18 protein-coding genes are annotated in these 15,546 nt (G+C 64.1%); 8 read left to right on the top strand and 10 right to left on the bottom strand.

Annotated features, from left to right (window positions below; all coding sequences use genetic code 11):
• Position 1: 1 nt before the first annotated feature.
• Entirely contained in the window at positions 2–1,501 is a 1,500-nt protein-coding gene (locus IVB40_RS16630) for an NAD(P)H-hydrate dehydratase (RefSeq protein ID WP_247819340.1), read from the bottom strand.
• A 381-nt stretch (positions 1,502–1,882) separates the two neighbouring features.
• On the opposite strand from IVB40_RS16630, the gene IVB40_RS16625 reads away from it, so the two are divergent.
• Together IVB40_RS16625 and glnA are read left to right on the top strand one after the other, a co-directional pair.
• On the top strand, positions 1,883–2,221 hold the full coding sequence (locus IVB40_RS16625; protein WP_007603495.1) for a P-II family nitrogen regulator: 339 nt from the start codon (positions 1,883–1,885) through the stop codon (positions 2,219–2,221).
• A 149-nt stretch (positions 2,222–2,370) separates the two neighbouring features.
• A complete protein-coding gene (gene glnA / locus IVB40_RS16620) occupies positions 2,371–3,780 on the top strand; it encodes a type I glutamate--ammonia ligase (RefSeq protein WP_007603494.1) in 1,410 nt (469 codons plus the stop codon).
• Positions 3,781–4,098: 318 nt separating this feature from the next.
• On the opposite strand, the gene IVB40_RS16615 is transcribed toward glnA, so the two are convergent.
• Together IVB40_RS16615 and IVB40_RS16610 are read right to left on the bottom strand one after the other, a co-directional pair.
• Positions 4,099–4,872: a gamma-glutamyl-gamma-aminobutyrate hydrolase family protein gene (locus IVB40_RS16615; RefSeq protein ID WP_027567222.1), complete on the bottom strand. Its 774-nt coding sequence runs from the start codon at positions 4,870–4,872 to the stop codon at positions 4,099–4,101.
• 91 nt (positions 4,873–4,963) lie between these two features.
• On the bottom strand, positions 4,964–5,668 hold the full coding sequence (locus IVB40_RS16610) for a hypothetical protein (protein WP_247819339.1): 705 nt from the start codon (positions 5,666–5,668) through the stop codon (positions 4,964–4,966).
• A gap of 136 nt (positions 5,669–5,804) precedes the next feature.
• On the opposite strand from IVB40_RS16610, the gene IVB40_RS16605 reads away from it, so the two are divergent.
• Positions 5,805–6,941 (top strand): AI-2E family transporter, encoded by a 1,137-nt coding sequence (locus tag IVB40_RS16605; protein ID WP_247289986.1) that lies wholly within the window; start codon positions 5,805–5,807, stop codon positions 6,939–6,941.
• A 6-nt stretch (positions 6,942–6,947) separates the two neighbouring features.
• Here IVB40_RS16605 and IVB40_RS16600 read toward each other — a convergent pair whose 3' ends face one another.
• The 6 genes from IVB40_RS16600 to IVB40_RS16575 all read right to left on the bottom strand — a co-directional run bounded on the left by IVB40_RS16600 (position 6,948) and on the right by IVB40_RS16575 (position 10,635).
• Positions 6,948–7,244, bottom strand: a complete 297-nt coding sequence (locus IVB40_RS16600; RefSeq protein ID WP_027518288.1) for an antibiotic biosynthesis monooxygenase family protein — start codon at positions 7,242–7,244, stop codon at positions 6,948–6,950.
• A gap of 102 nt (positions 7,245–7,346) precedes the next feature.
• A complete protein-coding gene (locus IVB40_RS16595) occupies positions 7,347–7,583 on the bottom strand; it encodes a hypothetical protein (protein ID WP_247435244.1) in 237 nt (78 codons plus the stop codon).
• A 57-nt stretch (positions 7,584–7,640) separates the two neighbouring features.
• The gene (locus IVB40_RS16590; protein WP_247819338.1) at positions 7,641–8,873 is read right to left on the bottom strand and encodes a GGDEF domain-containing protein; all 1,233 of its coding nucleotides are present in this window, start codon (positions 8,871–8,873) and stop codon (positions 7,641–7,643) included.
• Between the two features lie 229 nt (positions 8,874–9,102).
• Positions 9,103–9,582 carry a 30S ribosomal protein S9 gene (gene rpsI, locus IVB40_RS16585; RefSeq protein ID WP_007603485.1) on the bottom strand — a complete coding sequence of 160 codons (480 nt, stop codon included), beginning with the start codon at positions 9,580–9,582 and terminating at the stop codon, positions 9,103–9,105.
• Position 9,583: 1 nt separating this feature from the next.
• Positions 9,584–10,048: a 50S ribosomal protein L13 gene (rplM, locus tag IVB40_RS16580; protein WP_007603484.1), complete on the bottom strand. Its 465-nt coding sequence runs from the start codon at positions 10,046–10,048 to the stop codon at positions 9,584–9,586.
• A 158-nt stretch (positions 10,049–10,206) separates the two neighbouring features.
• Positions 10,207–10,635, bottom strand: coding sequence for a PaaI family thioesterase (locus IVB40_RS16575; protein ID WP_007603483.1), 429 nt, complete (start codon positions 10,633–10,635; stop codon positions 10,207–10,209).
• Positions 10,636–10,721: 86 nt separating this feature from the next.
• Here IVB40_RS16575 and IVB40_RS16570 point away from each other — a divergent pair, with 86 nt between their 5' ends.
• From IVB40_RS16570 to IVB40_RS16555, 4 genes are all read left to right on the top strand, one after another.
• A complete protein-coding gene (locus tag IVB40_RS16570) occupies positions 10,722–11,546 on the top strand; it encodes an enoyl-CoA hydratase (RefSeq protein ID WP_247819337.1) in 825 nt (274 codons plus the stop codon).
• 119 nt (positions 11,547–11,665) lie between these two features.
• A complete protein-coding gene (locus IVB40_RS16565; protein WP_247819336.1) occupies positions 11,666–12,250 on the top strand; it encodes a CoA-binding protein in 585 nt (194 codons plus the stop codon).
• A gap of 138 nt (positions 12,251–12,388) precedes the next feature.
• Entirely contained in the window at positions 12,389–13,669 is a 1,281-nt protein-coding gene (locus IVB40_RS16560) for an O-acetylhomoserine aminocarboxypropyltransferase (protein ID WP_027567230.1), read from the top strand.
• A gap of 119 nt (positions 13,670–13,788) precedes the next feature.
• Positions 13,789–14,133, top strand: coding sequence for a hypothetical protein (locus tag IVB40_RS16555; protein WP_247289433.1), 345 nt, complete (start codon positions 13,789–13,791; stop codon positions 14,131–14,133).
• 13 nt (positions 14,134–14,146) lie between these two features.
• Here IVB40_RS16555 and IVB40_RS16550 read toward each other — a convergent pair whose 3' ends face one another.
• Positions 14,147–15,229, bottom strand: a complete 1,083-nt coding sequence (locus IVB40_RS16550; protein ID WP_247819335.1) for a COX15/CtaA family protein — start codon at positions 15,227–15,229, stop codon at positions 14,147–14,149.
• Between the two features lie 93 nt (positions 15,230–15,322).
• On the opposite strand from IVB40_RS16550, the gene IVB40_RS16545 reads away from it, so the two are divergent.
• A complete protein-coding gene (locus tag IVB40_RS16545) occupies positions 15,323–15,544 on the top strand; it encodes a DUF2842 domain-containing protein (protein WP_247462484.1) in 222 nt (73 codons plus the stop codon).
• The last annotated feature ends 2 nt before the right edge of the window (positions 15,545–15,546 follow it).

Below are 15,546 nucleotides of genomic sequence, written 5' to 3'. Positions count from 1 at the left end.
CTCAGTATTCCACCCCCAGCGCACCATAGATTCGCCGGTGCACGGCCGGCAGCGTCTCGGTGAGATCCTCCGCGATCAGCCCCGGCCCCGCCTCGCTCGCCGCTTCGCCATGCATCCAGACGGCGATGCTGGCGGCTTCGAATGCCGGCACGCCTTGCGCCAGCAGCCCTGCGATGATGCCGGCGAGCACGTCGCCGGCACCCGCGGTGGCGAGCCAAGGCGGTGCGTTGGCGGCGATGGTGGCGCGGCCGTCGGGCGCGGCGATCGTGGTGTCCGCGCCCTTCAGCAGCACGACCGCGCCGGAGCGCTCGGCGGCGGCGCGCACGCGCTCGATCTTCGAGCGGCCCGGATATTTATTGCTGAGGTCGGAGAACAGCCGTGGGAACTCGCCCTCGTGCGGCGTCAGCACCACCGCCTTGTCCTGCGACGTCTTGATCGATACGAACAGGCGCTCGGGATTCGCGGCAAAGCTCGTCAGCGCATCCGCGTCGAGCACCAGATGCCGCTGCGCGTTAAGCGCCGTGTGGACGAGATCGCAGGTGCGCTCGCCGACACCCGCGCCGGGGCCGATTATGCAGGTGTTGTAACGCTTGTCGCCGAGCAGCTCGCCGAACTCGATGGCGGTATCGACGGGGCGAACCATGACCGCGGTGAGCGCAGCCGCATTGATCGCGAGCGCATCACGCGGCGTGGCCAGAGTCACCAGGCCCGCACCTGCCCGCAGCGCCCCGCGCGCGGCGAGCCGCGCGGCACCGGTCGCCGCCGCATCGCCCGAGACCGCCAGCACATGGCCGCGCGCGTATTTGTGGCCGTCGATGCGCGGCACCGGAAAGGCCGCGCCCCAGAAGTCCGGATCGTTTTCGAATATTTGCGGCGCGATCTCGTCCAGCACCTGCGCGTCGATACCGATGTCGGCGACACGCACGTGGCCGCAATGCATCCGCCCCGGCAGCAGCAGATGCGCCGGCTTCTTCCGGAAGAAGGTAAGGGTCTCGGTGGCGTTCACCGCCATGCCCAGCACGGCTGCGCTGGTGCCGTTGATGCCGCTCGGCAGGTCGACCGCGAGCACCGGCGCACCGTTGGCGTTGATCGCCTCGATCATCGCACGCGCCTCGCCCTCGGCGGGACGGCTGAGGCCCGCGCCGAACAGCGCATCGATGATCAGCGCCGGTCGCCCGATCGCCTGCGGGTTGAACGGGAGCACCGGGTGCTTCCAGCCCCGCGCGGCCGAGGCCGCATCGCCCTGGAGCTGGTCCCGCTCGCACATCAGGATCACCGAGACCTCGCGGCCTTGCGCGGCGAGCTCGGCGGCTGCGACAAAACCGTCCCCGCCGTTGTTGCCCGGGCCGGCCACGATCAGGATCGGCCCCTCCTCCACCAGCGCGTGGGCGGCCTCGGCGACCGCCTGACCGGCGCTGAGCATCAGCTTGAAGCCGGGGGTGCCTGCCGCAATGCTGAGCTGGTCGGCGCGCTGCATTTCGGCGTTGGTCAGAACTTCCATGCCACTTCCCTGTCCAAAAGCCTTTTCAAGAGGCACGTTCCGCACCAGGCCATCCGACGGAATGCCGATCTGCACAGATATTGAACCGTTTGCCTATTTCGTAGTCTGCGGTATTTTGTGCGGGTCGGCGCCACCTTTCAGAGCTGCACGTTAAAAGGCTGATAACGCTCCAATAATCAGGGCATTTGCAACTTGGCATAGACCCTGCTTTCGCGGAAGTCGCTTCGGTTCGTCGTGCTCACTGGCATTTATCAGGGTGTGGCCGGCCGTTGTTGCAGGACTGGTCAGGGATCCCGGCATAGCGAAGACAAGATCGTGCGTTAAGAAAAGCGCATCCTGACGAAGACGTTACTATTTGTTCGAAAGGCCGGGAGGCGCGCAGTGAAGAAAATCGAAGCCATCATCAAGCCATTCAAGCTCGACGAGGTGAAGGAAGCGCTTCAGGAAGTCGGCCTTCAGGGCATCACCGTCACTGAAGCCAAGGGCTTCGGCCGGCAGAAGGGTCACGCCGAGCTGTACCGCGGCGCAGAATACATCGTCGACTTCCTGCCCAAGGTGAAGATCGAGATCGTGATCGGCGACGATCTGGTCGAGCGCGCCATCGACGCAATCCGCCGCGCCGCGCAAACCGGGCGCATCGGCGACGGCAAGATCTTCGTCTCCAATATCGAAGAGGCGATCCGCATCCGAACCGGCGAATCCGGGCTGGACGCTATCTGAGCCGGGTGCTATCCCGCATTTTGCGACATTCTGACAAGAAATAGGCTGCTTCGGCGGCCTCATTTTGTTTGTGCCTCGCGCGCCTCAAGAAGCGTGAACACGGTCGCTTGAAGCTTGGAAACCGACCCGCAGAGCCATAAGGGGTATGCATGAAGACCGCCAAAGACGTCCTGAAATCGATCAAGGACAACGACGTCAAATACGTCGACCTGCGCTTCACCGATCCGCGCGGCAAGTGGCAGCACGTCACCTTCGACATCAGCATGATCGATGAGGACATTTTCGCCGAAGGGACGATGTTTGACGGCTCCTCGATCGCCGGCTGGAAGGCGATCAACGAGTCCGACATGTGCCTGATGCCCGATCCGGTGACCGCGACGATCGATCCGTTCTTCGCCGAGACCACCATGGTCATCACCTGCGACGTGCTCGAGCCGACCACCGGCGAGCCCTACAACCGCGATCCCCGCGGCATCGCCAAGAAGGCCGAGGCGATGGTCAAGTCGATGGGCGTTGGCGACACCGTGTTCGTCGGCCCCGAAGCCGAGTTCTTCGTGTTCGACGACGTGCGCTTCTCCGCCAACCCCTACAGCACCGGCTTCCGCCTCGACTCTTCCGAGCTGCCGACCAACTCCGACACCGAATATGAAGGCGGCAATCTCGGCCATCGTGTCCGTACCAAGGGCGGCTACTTCCCGGTGCCGCCGCAGGACTCCGTGCAGGACATGCGCTCGGAGATGCTCGGCGCCATGGCCAAGATGGGCGTGAAGGTCGAGAAGCACCATCACGAGGTCGCTTCCGCCCAGCACGAGCTCGGCATGAAGTTCGACACACTGACCTTGATGGCCGACCACATGCAGATCTACAAATACTGCATCCACCAGGTCGCGCACATCTACGGCAAGACCGCCACCTTCATGCCGAAGCCGGTCTTCGGCGACAACGGCTCGGGCATGCACGTGCACCAGTCGATCTGGAAGGACGGCAAGCCGGTGTTCGCCGGCAACAAATACGCCGACCTGTCGGAGACCTGCCTCCACTACATCGGCGGCATCATCAAGCACGCCAAGGCGATCAACGCCTTCACCAACCCGTCGACCAACTCCTACAAGCGTCTGGTCCCGGGCTATGAGGCTCCCGTGCTGCTCGCCTATTCCGCCCGCAACCGCTCGGCGTCCTGCCGCATCCCCTACACCGCTTCGCCGAAGGCCAAGCGCGTCGAGGTGCGCTTCCCCGATCCGCTCGCCAATCCCTATCTCGGCTTCGCCGCGATGCTGATGGCGGGCCTCGACGGCATCAAGAACAAGATCGATCCGGGTCCGGCGATGGACAAGGACCTCTACGATCTGCCGAAGGAAGAGCTGAAGCAGATCCCGACGGTGTGCGGCAGCTTGCGCGAGGCGCTGGAAAACCTCGACAAGGATCGCGGCTTCCTGAAGAACGGCGGCGTGTTCGACGACGACTTCATCGACGCTTATATCGAGCTGAAGATGACCGAAGTCGCCCGCTTCGAAATGACCCCGCACCCGGTCGAGTTCGAAATGTACTATTCGGGCTAAGCCGCCGGAACGACTACGACGCACGAAAGGCGCCCCTCGGGGCGCCTTTTTTTGTGGTCCTCGAGTTTTGTTCTGCGTCTGACTCCACTTCGTTCTCAAAGAACGAATCGGAATCGAGAAAACTGGCGCGCATCAATTCTTGATATCTGGTTTATTGCGCCCGAGAGATCGCGAGCGCTGTTGGTAATCGCAGGATGCGTTCAGCGCCGCGAAATCCATCCTGGAGACTAGTTCTCGTGCCTGTTTGCGAAAATCGCCAATCCTCCGCCGCCGGTCGCAACGATCGAGAGCCTTATCGGCCTCGGCGCAACCCCGCAGCTACGCCGCCGCGCGCTGCTTCGCCACCATGGCCTGACCGAACGCCTCGAACAGTTTTCGGTTGATCGGATTGTGCTGCGGGTCGTATTCGGCGTGCCATTGCACCCCGAGCGCAAAAGCCCTGGCTTCCGCGATGCGGATTGCCTCGATGGTGCCGTCCTCGGCAATGCCCTCGATCAGCACGCGCTTGCCGGGATCGAGGATGCCCTGGCCGTGCAGCGAATTGACCCTGATCTTGTCACAGCCGAGCAATTCTGCGAACGCGCCGCCCGGCGTCAGATCGACGTCGTGGCGATCGGCGAACACCACTGTCGGATCGGGGTGGATCTCACCGTTCTCGAGCCTCGGCATGCGATGGTTCATGCGGCCCGGGATCTCGCGGATCTCGGGATGCAGCGAGCCGCCGAAGGCGACATTCATCTCCTGGAGGCCCCGGCAGATGCCGAACAGCGGGATACCGCGAGCAACGCAGGCGACCGAGAGCGCCAGCGCCACCTCGTCGCGGTGGATGTCGTAGGGCTCGTGCGCCTCACATGGATCGACGTTGAAACGGGTCGGGTGGACGTTGGCCCGGGCGCCAGTCAGCACGATGCCGTCGACCGTATCGAGCAGCGCGCCGATATCGGTGATGTCAGGCGAGCCCGCGAACATCACCGGCAGGCCGCCTGAAACCTCGGCCACGGCGCGCAGATTACGCTCGCCGACCATCTGGACCTGAAATCGATTTTCAACGCGATGGGCATTCCCGATCACGCCGACGACCGGCTTTCTCATCTCCCGCTCAGACCTCCCCGCCGAAGAAGATTCTCCAAACATGCCCCCGGGGTGGAACAAATTCAACAGAAGGGTACGCGGGACGGCAATGCTATTTTCGCGCAAATGCCTCCCGGGCCACGATCGCGCCGCCAAGGGGCAGGCCGGCGGTCTTCAGTGCGGTCGCCGCCGGGTCGCCCGGCGCAGCCAACCAGGGCAGTTTCGTTTCGATTCCGCGCGTCACGGACTCCCCGAGCGCGCCACCGAAATCGATCGGCCAAAGCCCGTTGGGCACCATTTCGGCGGTAAGGCCACGGAGTGCATAGCCGTCGCCCAGGACCGCCTCCGCATGGTCGCCGGCGACAAGGCGCGCCGTCGCAGGGTCCATGGGATCGCCAAAGCTCACCAGCACGGGCATTAGGTCCCCCTGCACCGCGACGACGCCGGTCTGCCGGTTGAGCTCGTTGAACGAGACACGGTTGCCTCGCGCGGCGCCATAAGCGCGGAGCGCGACATAGTTGATGTCGTCGAGATCGAGCTTCACGCCCTGCTGATGTGCCAGCAATGCCACCACATTCTTTCCCCGGCCGAGGTCGACGAACACAGCCTCGCCGCGCATCGTGGTGCGGCCGCCCCGGCTATAGCCGCGATCGGGCACGACGGCCAGAACACCGGAGCCGCACTTGACGCCTTCGGGCGTCGTCACCTCGACCGTGAGGCGATATTTGTGGCCGGGCCGGTTGATCCGGATCTGGTCGCCAATCACGAGCACGGCCAAAAGCCCGAGCAGACCCACCCATTTGCTGATGAAACTCAAGCGCGCCCCACCTGTTCTCTCCTCGTCCGTCTGCACCGTTCACACGGCAGCGTCAAACCAGCGCGTTGACGCGGTCTTGATCAAAAGCGTGTTTGCCGAAAGACTTCCCCCCGGTCCACCTAAAGGACATTGCGTGATCACATTCCCGGATGAACGACCCCCGACCCGTTTTGATCTGGCTTGGGGCATTTCGGTCGGCGGCATCGGCGTGGTGCTGTTCGCCGTGCTGCTCGCGTTCTCCTGGTACTTCGCGACCACCCTGCTCCTGATCTTCGCCGGGGTGCTGCTGGGCCTTGGGCTCAACGCGCTGACCAACGCGCTTGGCCGGCATGCGCGTCTGCCGCATGCGCTGCGGCTCGCAATCGTCTGCTTGGCCCTCGCGCTCATGCTCGCGGGCATCGCATATCTCGGCGGCGCCACCATCGCCGATCAGGCGGCGGGACTCAGCAAAACCATCAAATCCCAGATCGGCAACGTCAAATCATTCCTGGACAATCACGGCATCGACACCAGCTTCTTCGATTTCGGGAGCTCCGGACCCGATTCGTCTCCCGACGCGCAACCGGAGCCGACGCCGTCGGCCGGCACGACGTCGCGCGGGGCAATACCCGGCGCAGGCGCCCTTGCCTCCAGCGGCGGGGCGATCGTGAGCCAGACGTTCAAGCTGCTGCTTGGCACCATCCACGGCGTGGGAAACATCTTCATCGTGCTGTTTCTGGGAGTCGCCTTCGCCGCCCAACCCAGCGTCTATCGCGAGGGATTGCTGTTCATCGCGCCTGCAAAACATCGCGCGCGCGCGGCCGTCATCATCGACCGCGTCAGCGAGACACTTGAACGATGGCTGATCGCACAGATGATCGTCATGCTCGCGGTCGGGGCGGTAACCTGGATCGGGCTTCTCATCATCGGCATCCCGGGCTCCTTCATCCTCGGGATTCAGGCGGGACTGCTCGGCTTCATTCCGACCGTCGGCGCCATCATTGCCGGCGTTGTGGTCGTGCTGGCGAGCCTCGCCTCAGGATGGATTCCGGCGCTGTCGGCCTTTCTCCTTTTCATGGGCGTCCACGCCATGGAGAGCTACGTGCTGACGCCCCTGCTGCAGCGGCAGGCACTGGACATCCCGCCGGCTACGCTGTTCGCGTTCCAGATCCTGCTCGGCGTCGTCTTCGGGATCTGGGGTCTGGCGCTGGCGCTGCCACTGGTCGCCATCGCCAAAGTCGTGATCGACCACTTCAAGACGTACGAAGCGCCGCCTCTGGCGGAGGCGGCCTGAGCCGCCTCAGGTGGTGAGCACGGTTTCGGTGTGCTCGACCTCAGGGGGTGCCGCAAAATACTGGCCGACGAGGCCGCGCCATTCGGTGAAATTCTCGGAGCCGCGGAAATCGACGGTATGGTTCTCGAGCGTTTCCCACTTCACCATCAGACGATAGCGCTGCGGCTTCTCGATCGACTTGTGCAGCTCGAAACCATGGAAACCCTTGGAGCGGCCGAAAGCGGCCTTGGCCTTGGCGACGGCGGCCTCAAAGTCCTTCTCGCTGCCCGGCTTGACGTCGATTTGCGCGATCTCGGTGATCATCTGTTTCCACCCATTTTTGTTCGATGGGAGTGTCTACCGCAGCCCGCGACAAAGAAAAAGGCGCCGAAATGGCGCCCTGCCCGGTCCGAGAATGCAGATCACTCAGGCGAGCAGCAGAGCGGTGCCCGCCACGATCAGCGCACAACCGGCGAACAGCGCAAGCGGCCAGTAATTGCGGCCTTGCGTGTAATGCCCCTGGGCGCGGCGCTCGGTGATCAGCGCGCTCTCATATTCGTCCGCGGTCGAGAACAGGCAGGCGAAGCCGCCGCGTGCCGAAGTCGCCGCGGCTTCGAGCGACATCAGGGCGGTCTGCGGGCTCTGTCGACGGATCGATTCCATGACCGCAATGGTAGGGATCGAATGGTAAACAGGGGATTACCGCAAGGCCTCCGTTGCCTAAGCTGTCGCCGTCTGCGCCTTGGACTGCGTGTTGGAGACGCCTATCCGTGCGGCGCTCTGGCGGCGCCAGTTCTCCAGCGACAATGGCAGCTCCTCCGCCGCCTCGACGCGGTTACGGCCGCCGCGCTTGGCCTGGTAAAGCGCGGTGTCAGCCGAGGCCAGCAGCACTTCGAGTTCGGTGCCGGCCGGACCGCCCGCGACGCCGATGCTGACGGTGGTGTCGACCGGGCCCTCATCGACGACGACCCCGGAGGTCTCGAAGGCTTCGCGCACGCGCTCGGCCACCAGCACGCCCTCCTCCAGCGAACACGGCAGGAGGGCGGCGAACTCCTCGCCGCCGATGCGACCCGACATGTCGCTGATGCGCAGGTTGCTGACGACGACGGTCGAGAACAGTTTCAGCATCTCGTCGCCGGCGGGATGGCCGAAGCGGTCGTTGATCGACTTGAAATGATCGATATCGAAGATCATCACGGTCACGGGACGGCCGGCCTTGGCCTCGCGCTCGATCACGCGTCCGCAGGCTTCCGAGAAGCCGCGGCGGTTGAGCATGCCGGTCAGCGGATCGGTGGACGCGGCGGTCCGGTGCGCAGTGACCGTGCGCTCGGACACCAGCATGAAGATCACGAACACGGTGCCGACGGCATAGAGCACGAGCTCGACCGCGAACACGGTGACCCAGATGCTGTTGGAGAAGCCGGCATCGTTCGGGCGCAGGAAACTGCCGAGCAGAATCGGCAGCATCAAGACGCAGCCGTGCATCACCGGGACCACGAAGGCCGGCCAGCGCCGTTGCAGGCTCTTGCGCCGCTCGACCCAGAGCTCGCTCGCCGTCAGCGCCGCATAGACCGAGACGATGCCGGCGCCGACGATCATGCGCAGCATGGACACCGCGGGATCGAGCAGCGTGGCGGCAGCGGTCCAGGCGAGCGCGCCGACCAGGAGACCCGGCCAGTTCGGCTTGCGGCCATGAAAGACGCGCGCCGCATTCCACACCATGCCGCAGGCGACGAAGCCAACTGCGTTCAGCGCAAGGTAAAGATGCGGGCCCAGCCTGTCGCCGGCCGCCGTCCAGAGCGCGACCGATGCGGCGCCAAGGAGATAGGCGGTGCCCCACCATTTCAGCGCAGGGCTGTTCTCCTGCCTTCCGAAAAATACCATCATGGCGCCGAGCAGTGCGGCGACCATGGTGGCGACCAAATAGAGCGTGATGCTATCGAGCGACATCATGTCGGCCCCCTTCTAGACATAGCAGTTACGCGATCGGCTCCACCGATTTGCGCGCCCTTCCAAATGCGACGCTATGTCTCGCGGGTTCCATTCAGGTTTTCATGCGAGCCCAAGTTTTCAGGAAACACGCCATCAATTTGCATACAAACGAACAGCAAAAAGGGCGCTGAAATCAGCGCCCTTTTGCATCTCATTGAAGCCGCTTTCGCGGCGAATGCGACCGAAGCGATTAACGCTTCGAGAACTGGAAGGACCGGCGGGCCTTGGCCTTGCCGTACTTCTTGCGCTCGACCACGCGGGAGTCGCGGGTGAGGAAGCCGCCCTTCTTGAGCACGGTGCGCAGCTCCGGCTCGAAATAGGTCAGCGCCTTCGAGATGCCGTGACGGACGGCACCGGCCTGGCCGGACAGACCGCCGCCGGCGACGGTGCAGATCACGTCATACTGGCCCGAGCGCGCGGCCACGGAGAACGGCTGCTCGATCATCATACGCAGCACCGGACGGGCGAAATAGACCTCGACCTCGCGCGCGTTGACCGTGACCTTGCCGGCGCCCGGCTTGATCCAGACGCGGGCGACCGCATCCTTTCGCTTGCCGGTGGCATAGGCGCGGTTGAACTTGTCGACCTTCTTCTCGTGCTTGGGCGCGTCGGGCGCGGCCGCCGTCTTGAGCTGCGAGAGCTGGTCGAGCGACTGGATGGATTCGGCCATGTTATGCGGCCCTCGTGTTCTTGCGGTTCAACTTGGCGATGTCGATCTTCTCGGGCGTCTGGGCCTCGTGCGGATGATCGGCGCCGCCATAGACGCGGAGGTTGCCCATCTGGACGCGACCGAGCGGACCACGCGGGATCATGCGCTCGACGGCCTTCTCGAGCACGCGCTCGGGATGCTTGCCCTCGAGGATCTGGCGCGCGGTGCGCTCCTTGATGTGGCCGACGTAACCGGTGTGCTTGTAATAGGTCTTCTGCTCGCGCTTGCGGCCGGTGAGAACCGCATACTGCGCGTTGATGATGATGATGTTGTCGCCGCAATCAACGTGCGGGGTGTAGGTCGGGAGGTGCTTGCCGCGCAGGCGCATGGCGACGATGGTGGCGAGACGGCCGACGACCAGACCCTTGGCGTCGATCAATACCCACTTCTTCGTCACCTCAGCCGGCTTTGCCGAAAAGGTTTTCATGTCAGAGTTTCCGTGGACGGGGAGCATCGGCGCGAACACCGCACCGGACTGGGCGGTTTTCTAGAGAACGGGGGCGCCGCGGTCAATGCCCAAAGGCGTAATTTACATGTGCGATATCAATCGCTTAGAAATATGGTATTAATATACCCGCAAAAAGCTCAAACGTTTGGAATGGAATAGGTCGAGGTGACATGGGCAATCGGATCGGGCGAGGTACCGGACAATAGCTTCACCTCACCGACCGCGAGGCGCTTGCCGAGCTTGAGCAGCCGCGCCTCCGCCAGCACGTCCTGCCCGGGTTGCCCCTTGCGCAGGAAGTTGATGTTGAGATTGGTGGTGACGGCGAGCCCGATCGGCCCGATTGCGGACAACAGCACCACGTACATCGCGAAATCGGCGAGTGCCATCAGGGTCGGGCCGGACACGGTTCCGCCCGGCCGCAGCATCTTTTCGCTATAGCGCTGACGCAAAAGGCAGGCCTGACCGTCCGCGCTCTCGATCGTGATGTCGTCGCCGCTGAAGGCCTGGGGAAACTCGTTGCGGAGGAACTGCTCGAGCTCCGCCACGCTCATTTTCGCTAACGCCATGCTACCCCTCACCCTCGCTTCACGTCCCCTGTTACATTAAGTTATCTGCGTCATCCAATCGCAATAATCCAACCGGAAACGCTTTGATGTCCGTCCAGGCCGCCCGCGTCCCCTCCCCGCAACCAGCGATCCTGCTGCGCGAGACCGTGGGCCCCATCGCGGTCCTGACCCTCAACCGCCCGGCCGCCCGCAACAGCCTGTCGGCGACGATGATCGCAAGCCTGCATGCCGAGCTCAACGAGATCCGGGACGACAAGTCCGTCCGCGGGGTCGTGATCGCGGCCAACGGCCCCGCCTTCTCCGCCGGCCACGACATGAAGGAGCTGACCGCGCGCCGCACCGACCCGGACCGTGGCCGCGCCTTCTTTGCCGAGATGATGACCGCCTGCAGCGCGATGATGCAGGCGATCGTGCACCTGCCCAAGCCTGTGGTCGCATCGGTCCAGGGCATTGCCACCGCCGCGGGCTGCCAGCTCGTGGCAAGCTGCGACCTCGCCATCGCCTCGGAAGCAGCACACTTCGCCACGCCTGGCGTCGACATCGGCCTGTTCTGCTCGACGCCGATGGTGGCGCTGTCGCGCAACGTGCCGCGCAAGCAGGCGATGGAGATGCTGCTGACGGGCGAGCCGATCCCGGCCGCGCGCGCCCGCGAGATCGGACTCGTCAATCGTGTCGTCGCCGCCGGCACTGAGCGCGCTGCCGCCATTGCGCTCGCCGAACAGGTCGCGCTGAAATCCGCCTATACCGTCAAGCTCGGCAAGGAGGCGTTCTATCGCCAGGCCGAGATGAGCCTTGCAGACGCCTATCGCTATGCGGCAGAGGTGATGACCGACAACATGATGGCGCGAGACGCCGAGGAAGGCATCGGCGCCTTCATCGAGAAGCGCACACCGATATGGCGGGACGAGTAATTCGTCATTGCGAGCGAAGCGAAGCAATCCAGAAATCCCTCCTCGGAGGCAGACTGGATTGCTTCGTCGCTTCGCTCCTCGCAATGACAGCGAAAAGATGAGCCCGAAAAGATAAGCCAATGAACCACGACGCCTATCCCGACAATTACATCCGGGGCATCCTCAACAACGTGAAGTCGATCGCGATGGTCGGCGCTTCGCCTGCCAACGTGCGGCCAAGCTATTTCGCGTTCAAATATCTGGCCCAGCGCGGCTACGACGTGATTCCGGTCAACCCCGGCCATGTCGGCAAGGAGCTGCTCGGAAAACCCTTCGTCGCCTCGCTGTCCGACATCGGCCGTCCCGTCGACATGATCGACATTTTCCGCAACTCCAGCCACATCATGCCGGTGGTCGAGGAAGCCCTCACCCTCGATCCGCTGCCGATGGTGATCTGGATGCAGCTGGGGGCGCGGGACGATGCGGCGGCGCTGAAGGCGGAATCGGTCGGTATCAAGGTGGTGATGAACCGCTGTCCCAAGATCGAATATGGCCGCCTGTCGTCGGAGATCTCCTGGATGGGCGTCAATTCACGCACGCTGAGCTCCAAACGCGCCCCGGTGCCGACGCAGGGCATGCGCTTATCCCTCAATCGGATGAGTGTCGGCGGCGGCGACACCGCGGCATCGGACCGCGCCGCCAAGAACAAGAGCGAGCAAAGCTGACGCAATTGCGAAGGTTTCATTTCGCGAACGCGACAATGCGTAGCACGATCGTTCCGATGTGAAGCCGCGCCTTGACGGCAGCCGCGGCGCCAATCAGCATGCCGCGCGATTTCAGACCACGAGAACAGGACGCCCTCAATGAGCGATCGCCTTCCGGGATTTTCGACCCTCGCCGTGCATGCCGGTGCACAGCCCGATCCCACCACCGGTGCGCGCGCGACTCCGATCTATCAAACGACATCGTTCGTCTTCAACGACGCCGACCACGCCGCCTCGCTGTTCGGCCTGCAGGCGTTCGGCAACATCTATACCCGCATCGGCAATCCCACCAATGCGGTGCTGGAAGAGCGCGTCGCGGCGCTCGAAGGCGGCACGGCCGCGCTTGCGGTGGCCTCGGGCCATGCCGCGCAGGTCGTGGTGCTGCAGCAATTGCTCCAGCCCGGCGACGAGTTCATCGCCGCGCGAAAGCTCTATGGCGGCTCGATCAACCAGTTCACGCACGCGTTCAAGAGCTTCGGCTGGAACGTGGTGTGGGCCGATCCCGACGACATCGCGAGCTTCGAACGCGCGGTCACGCCGCGCACGAAAGCGATCTTCATCGAGTCCATCGCCAATCCCGCCGGCAGCATCACCGACATCGAGGCGATCTCGACGGTGGCGCGCAAGGCGGGCGTCCCGCTGATCGTCGACAACACGCTGGCCTCGCCCTATCTGATCCGTCCTATCGACCACGGTGCCGACATCGTCGTGCACTCGCTGACGAAGTTTCTCGGCGGCCACGGCAACTCGATCGGCGGCATCATCGTCGATGCCGGCACCTTCGACTGGTCGACCGGCGGCAAATATCCGATGCTCTCCGAGCCACGGCCCGAATATCACGGCATCCGGCTGCAGGAGACGTTCGGCAATTTCGCCTTCGCGATCGCCTGCCGCGTGCTCGGCCTGCGCGACCTCGGACCCGCGCTGTCGCCGTTCAACGCCTTCATGATCCTCACCGGCATCGAGACATTGCCGCTGCGCATGCAGAAGCACTGCGACAATGCGAAAGCGGTCGCCGAATTCCTCGCCGGCCATCCGGCGGTGGCCGCGGTGAACTATGCGGGCCTTGCAAGCGACAAGTACAACCAGCTCGCGCGCAAATACGCGCCGAAGGGTGCCGGCGCCGTGTTCACCTTCAGCCTGAAGGGCGGCTACGATGCCGGCGTCAGCCTGGTGTCGAAGTTGCAGCTGTTCTCGCATCTGGCCAATGTCGGCGACACCCGCTCGCTGGTCATCCATCCGGCCTCGACCACGCACAGCCAGCTCGACGACGCCGCCAAGGTCAAGTCCGGCGCCGGCCCCGACGTGGTGCGGCTCTCGATCGGCATCGAGGACAAGGAAGATTTGATCGCCGATCTGGAACAGGCGCTGGGCGCGTAGCTGTCCTGGTCATTCCGGGGCGCCTGAGTGCGCCCCGGAATATGGCTCCAGTTAACAGTCATTAACCATATCTGCCGCATACATCGTCACTGGATCGCCCTTTTGATTCGGAGCCGACGATGCTGCGCTGGATGGTGCCTGCCCTTGCGGCGATGCTAACGGTCTCAGCTGCGATTGCCGCCGATTTGCCGGCCACGCCGAGGCGGCGGGCGGCCGCTCCGCCACAGGAGCCGCCGCAGGTTTATGTCGAGACCGATCCGGATGCGCTAATCTCGCCGGCCTACGGCATCGGCAGCTACATCCGCAATTTGCCAGGTACGCCACTACTGCCGGGCTCGCATACGCTGCCGGGCTATTACGGCCGCCCCTGGGACTACGATTACCAGGGCGCGTATTACGGCGGGAAGCAGGTCGATTATTTCTGGCGCCTGCCCTATTCGTGCGGCATCTACGGCTATTGCTGAAGAGCAGATCCGATCAGCTGGCCTGACCGACGGGAACGGCGCGCGGCTGCGCGTCGGTTGCGCCACGCGTCGCAAGCCGCTCCATCTGCGTCACCGCAAGCGTCAGCACCACGATCGCGACCGCCTGATGCGCGAGCGCGAGATCAATCGGCACCTGGTTGAGCAGCGTGAGGATGCCGAGCACGCCTTGCAGGCTGACCGCGCCCAGCAGCAAAAGCGCGCCGCTCGCCGCAGACCCCGCGCGTGAACGCACCGCATCGAACGCGTGCAACGCCGCCAGCGCGAACAGCGCATAGGCCGTCATGCGGTGCTCGAACTGCACCGTCAGCACATTGTCGAACATGTTGCGCCACCACGGCGTCTCGAACCACAGCCGCTCCCCTGAGGGAATGAACGCGCCGTCGATCTGCGGCCAGGTGTTGTAGGCGCGGCCGGCGCGCAAGCCCGCAACCAGCGCACCGAAATAGATCTGGATGAAGATCACGACCAGGAGCAAGGCGCTCGTGAAGCGCAGCCGCGAGGGTGCTGCGATCGGCGGACGCTCGGCGAGCCGCCGCACCGTCCAGACGATGCCGGCGAAGATCACGAGCGCGAGCACAAGGTGTGTCGCCAGCCGATATTGCGACACCTCGACGCGCTCAGACAGCCCCGAGGCCACCATCCACCACCCCACCGCGCCCTGGAGCCCGCCGAGCCCGAACAACAGCCACAACCGCCGCTTCAACTCGCCGGACAGGCCGCCGCGCCAGAGGAAAAACAGGAACGGCAACAGATAGGCGACGCCGATGAAACGGCCGAGCAGCCGGTGGCTCCATTCCCACCAGAAGATCTCCCTGAACTCGGACAGGCTCATGCCGGCGTTGAGCTCGCGATATTGCGGGATCGTCTTGTAGGCCTCGAAAGCCGCCGTCCACTGCGCTTCCGAGAGTGGCGGCACGCTGCCCGTGACCGGCTTCCATTCGACGATCGAGAGTCCGGATTCCGTTAGCCGCGTCGCGCCGCCGACCAGCACCATCAGCGCGATCAGCGCAGCCACTGAGATCAGCCACCAGCGCACGGCGCGATGCGGCTCGGATGGGGCGGAAATCGTCGTCATTCGAGGCAAAACCAGAGCTTGAACCGGACTGCGTGCCCCTTATAGTCCCCCGCTTCCGCAGCGCAAGTTACGTGAAAGCCGCGACATTCCATCATGACGATCCGCACCCGCAAGTTCCTCGGCACCATCCTGCTCCTGGTGCTCGCCACCGTCTGGGCCCTGCTCGGCATGGCGCTGGCGCAGATGCCCTGGATCGCCGAGTCCGGCTGGCGGCAGGCAATCTATTACGTGGTGGTCGGCATGGGCTGGGTGCTGCCGGCGATGCCGATCGTGAGCTGGATGCAGCGGCGCGACCGGGTCAAGTCGAGTTCGTAGCG

The sequence above is a fragment of the Bradyrhizobium sp. 40 genome, from assembly GCF_023100925.1.
Taxonomy (GTDB): domain Bacteria; phylum Pseudomonadota; class Alphaproteobacteria; order Rhizobiales; family Xanthobacteraceae; genus Bradyrhizobium.
Note: the sequence above shows the minus strand (reverse complement) of the source record. Positions and strands in the feature narration are given on the sequence as shown.

Coding starts and splice junctions, on each gene's coding strand:
- IVB40_RS16560 (WP_027567230.1), top strand. CDS start 12,389: ATGAGCGATCGCCTTCCGGGATTTTCGACCCTCGCCGTGCATGCCGGT.
- rplM (WP_007603484.1), bottom strand. CDS start 10,048: ATGAAAACCTTTTCGGCAAAGCCGGCTGAGGTGACGAAGAAGTGGGTA.
- IVB40_RS16550 (WP_247819335.1), bottom strand. CDS start 15,229: ATGACGACGATTTCCGCCCCATCCGAGCCGCATCGCGCCGTGCGCTGG.
- glnA (WP_007603494.1), top strand. CDS start 2,371: ATGAAGACCGCCAAAGACGTCCTGAAATCGATCAAGGACAACGACGTC.
- IVB40_RS16570 (WP_247819337.1), top strand. CDS start 10,722: ATGTCCGTCCAGGCCGCCCGCGTCCCCTCCCCGCAACCAGCGATCCTG.
- IVB40_RS16555 (WP_247289433.1), top strand. CDS start 13,789: ATGCTGCGCTGGATGGTGCCTGCCCTTGCGGCGATGCTAACGGTCTCA.
- IVB40_RS16595 (WP_247435244.1), bottom strand. CDS start 7,583: ATGGAATCGATCCGTCGACAGAGCCCGCAGACCGCCCTGATGTCGCTC.
- IVB40_RS16630 (WP_247819340.1), bottom strand. CDS start 1,501: ATGGAAGTTCTGACCAACGCCGAAATGCAGCGCGCCGACCAGCTCAGC.
- IVB40_RS16600 (WP_027518288.1), bottom strand. CDS start 7,244: ATGATCACCGAGATCGCGCAAATCGACGTCAAGCCGGGCAGCGAGAAG.
- IVB40_RS16545 (WP_247462484.1), top strand. CDS start 15,323: ATGACGATCCGCACCCGCAAGTTCCTCGGCACCATCCTGCTCCTGGTG.
- IVB40_RS16615 (WP_027567222.1), bottom strand. CDS start 4,872: ATGAGAAAGCCGGTCGTCGGCGTGATCGGGAATGCCCATCGCGTTGAA.
- IVB40_RS16575 (WP_007603483.1), bottom strand. CDS start 10,635: ATGGCGTTAGCGAAAATGAGCGTGGCGGAGCTCGAGCAGTTCCTCCGC.
- rpsI (WP_007603485.1), bottom strand. CDS start 9,582: ATGGCCGAATCCATCCAGTCGCTCGACCAGCTCTCGCAGCTCAAGACG.
- IVB40_RS16565 (WP_247819336.1), top strand. CDS start 11,666: ATGAACCACGACGCCTATCCCGACAATTACATCCGGGGCATCCTCAAC.
- IVB40_RS16590 (WP_247819338.1), bottom strand. CDS start 8,873: ATGATGTCGCTCGATAGCATCACGCTCTATTTGGTCGCCACCATGGTC.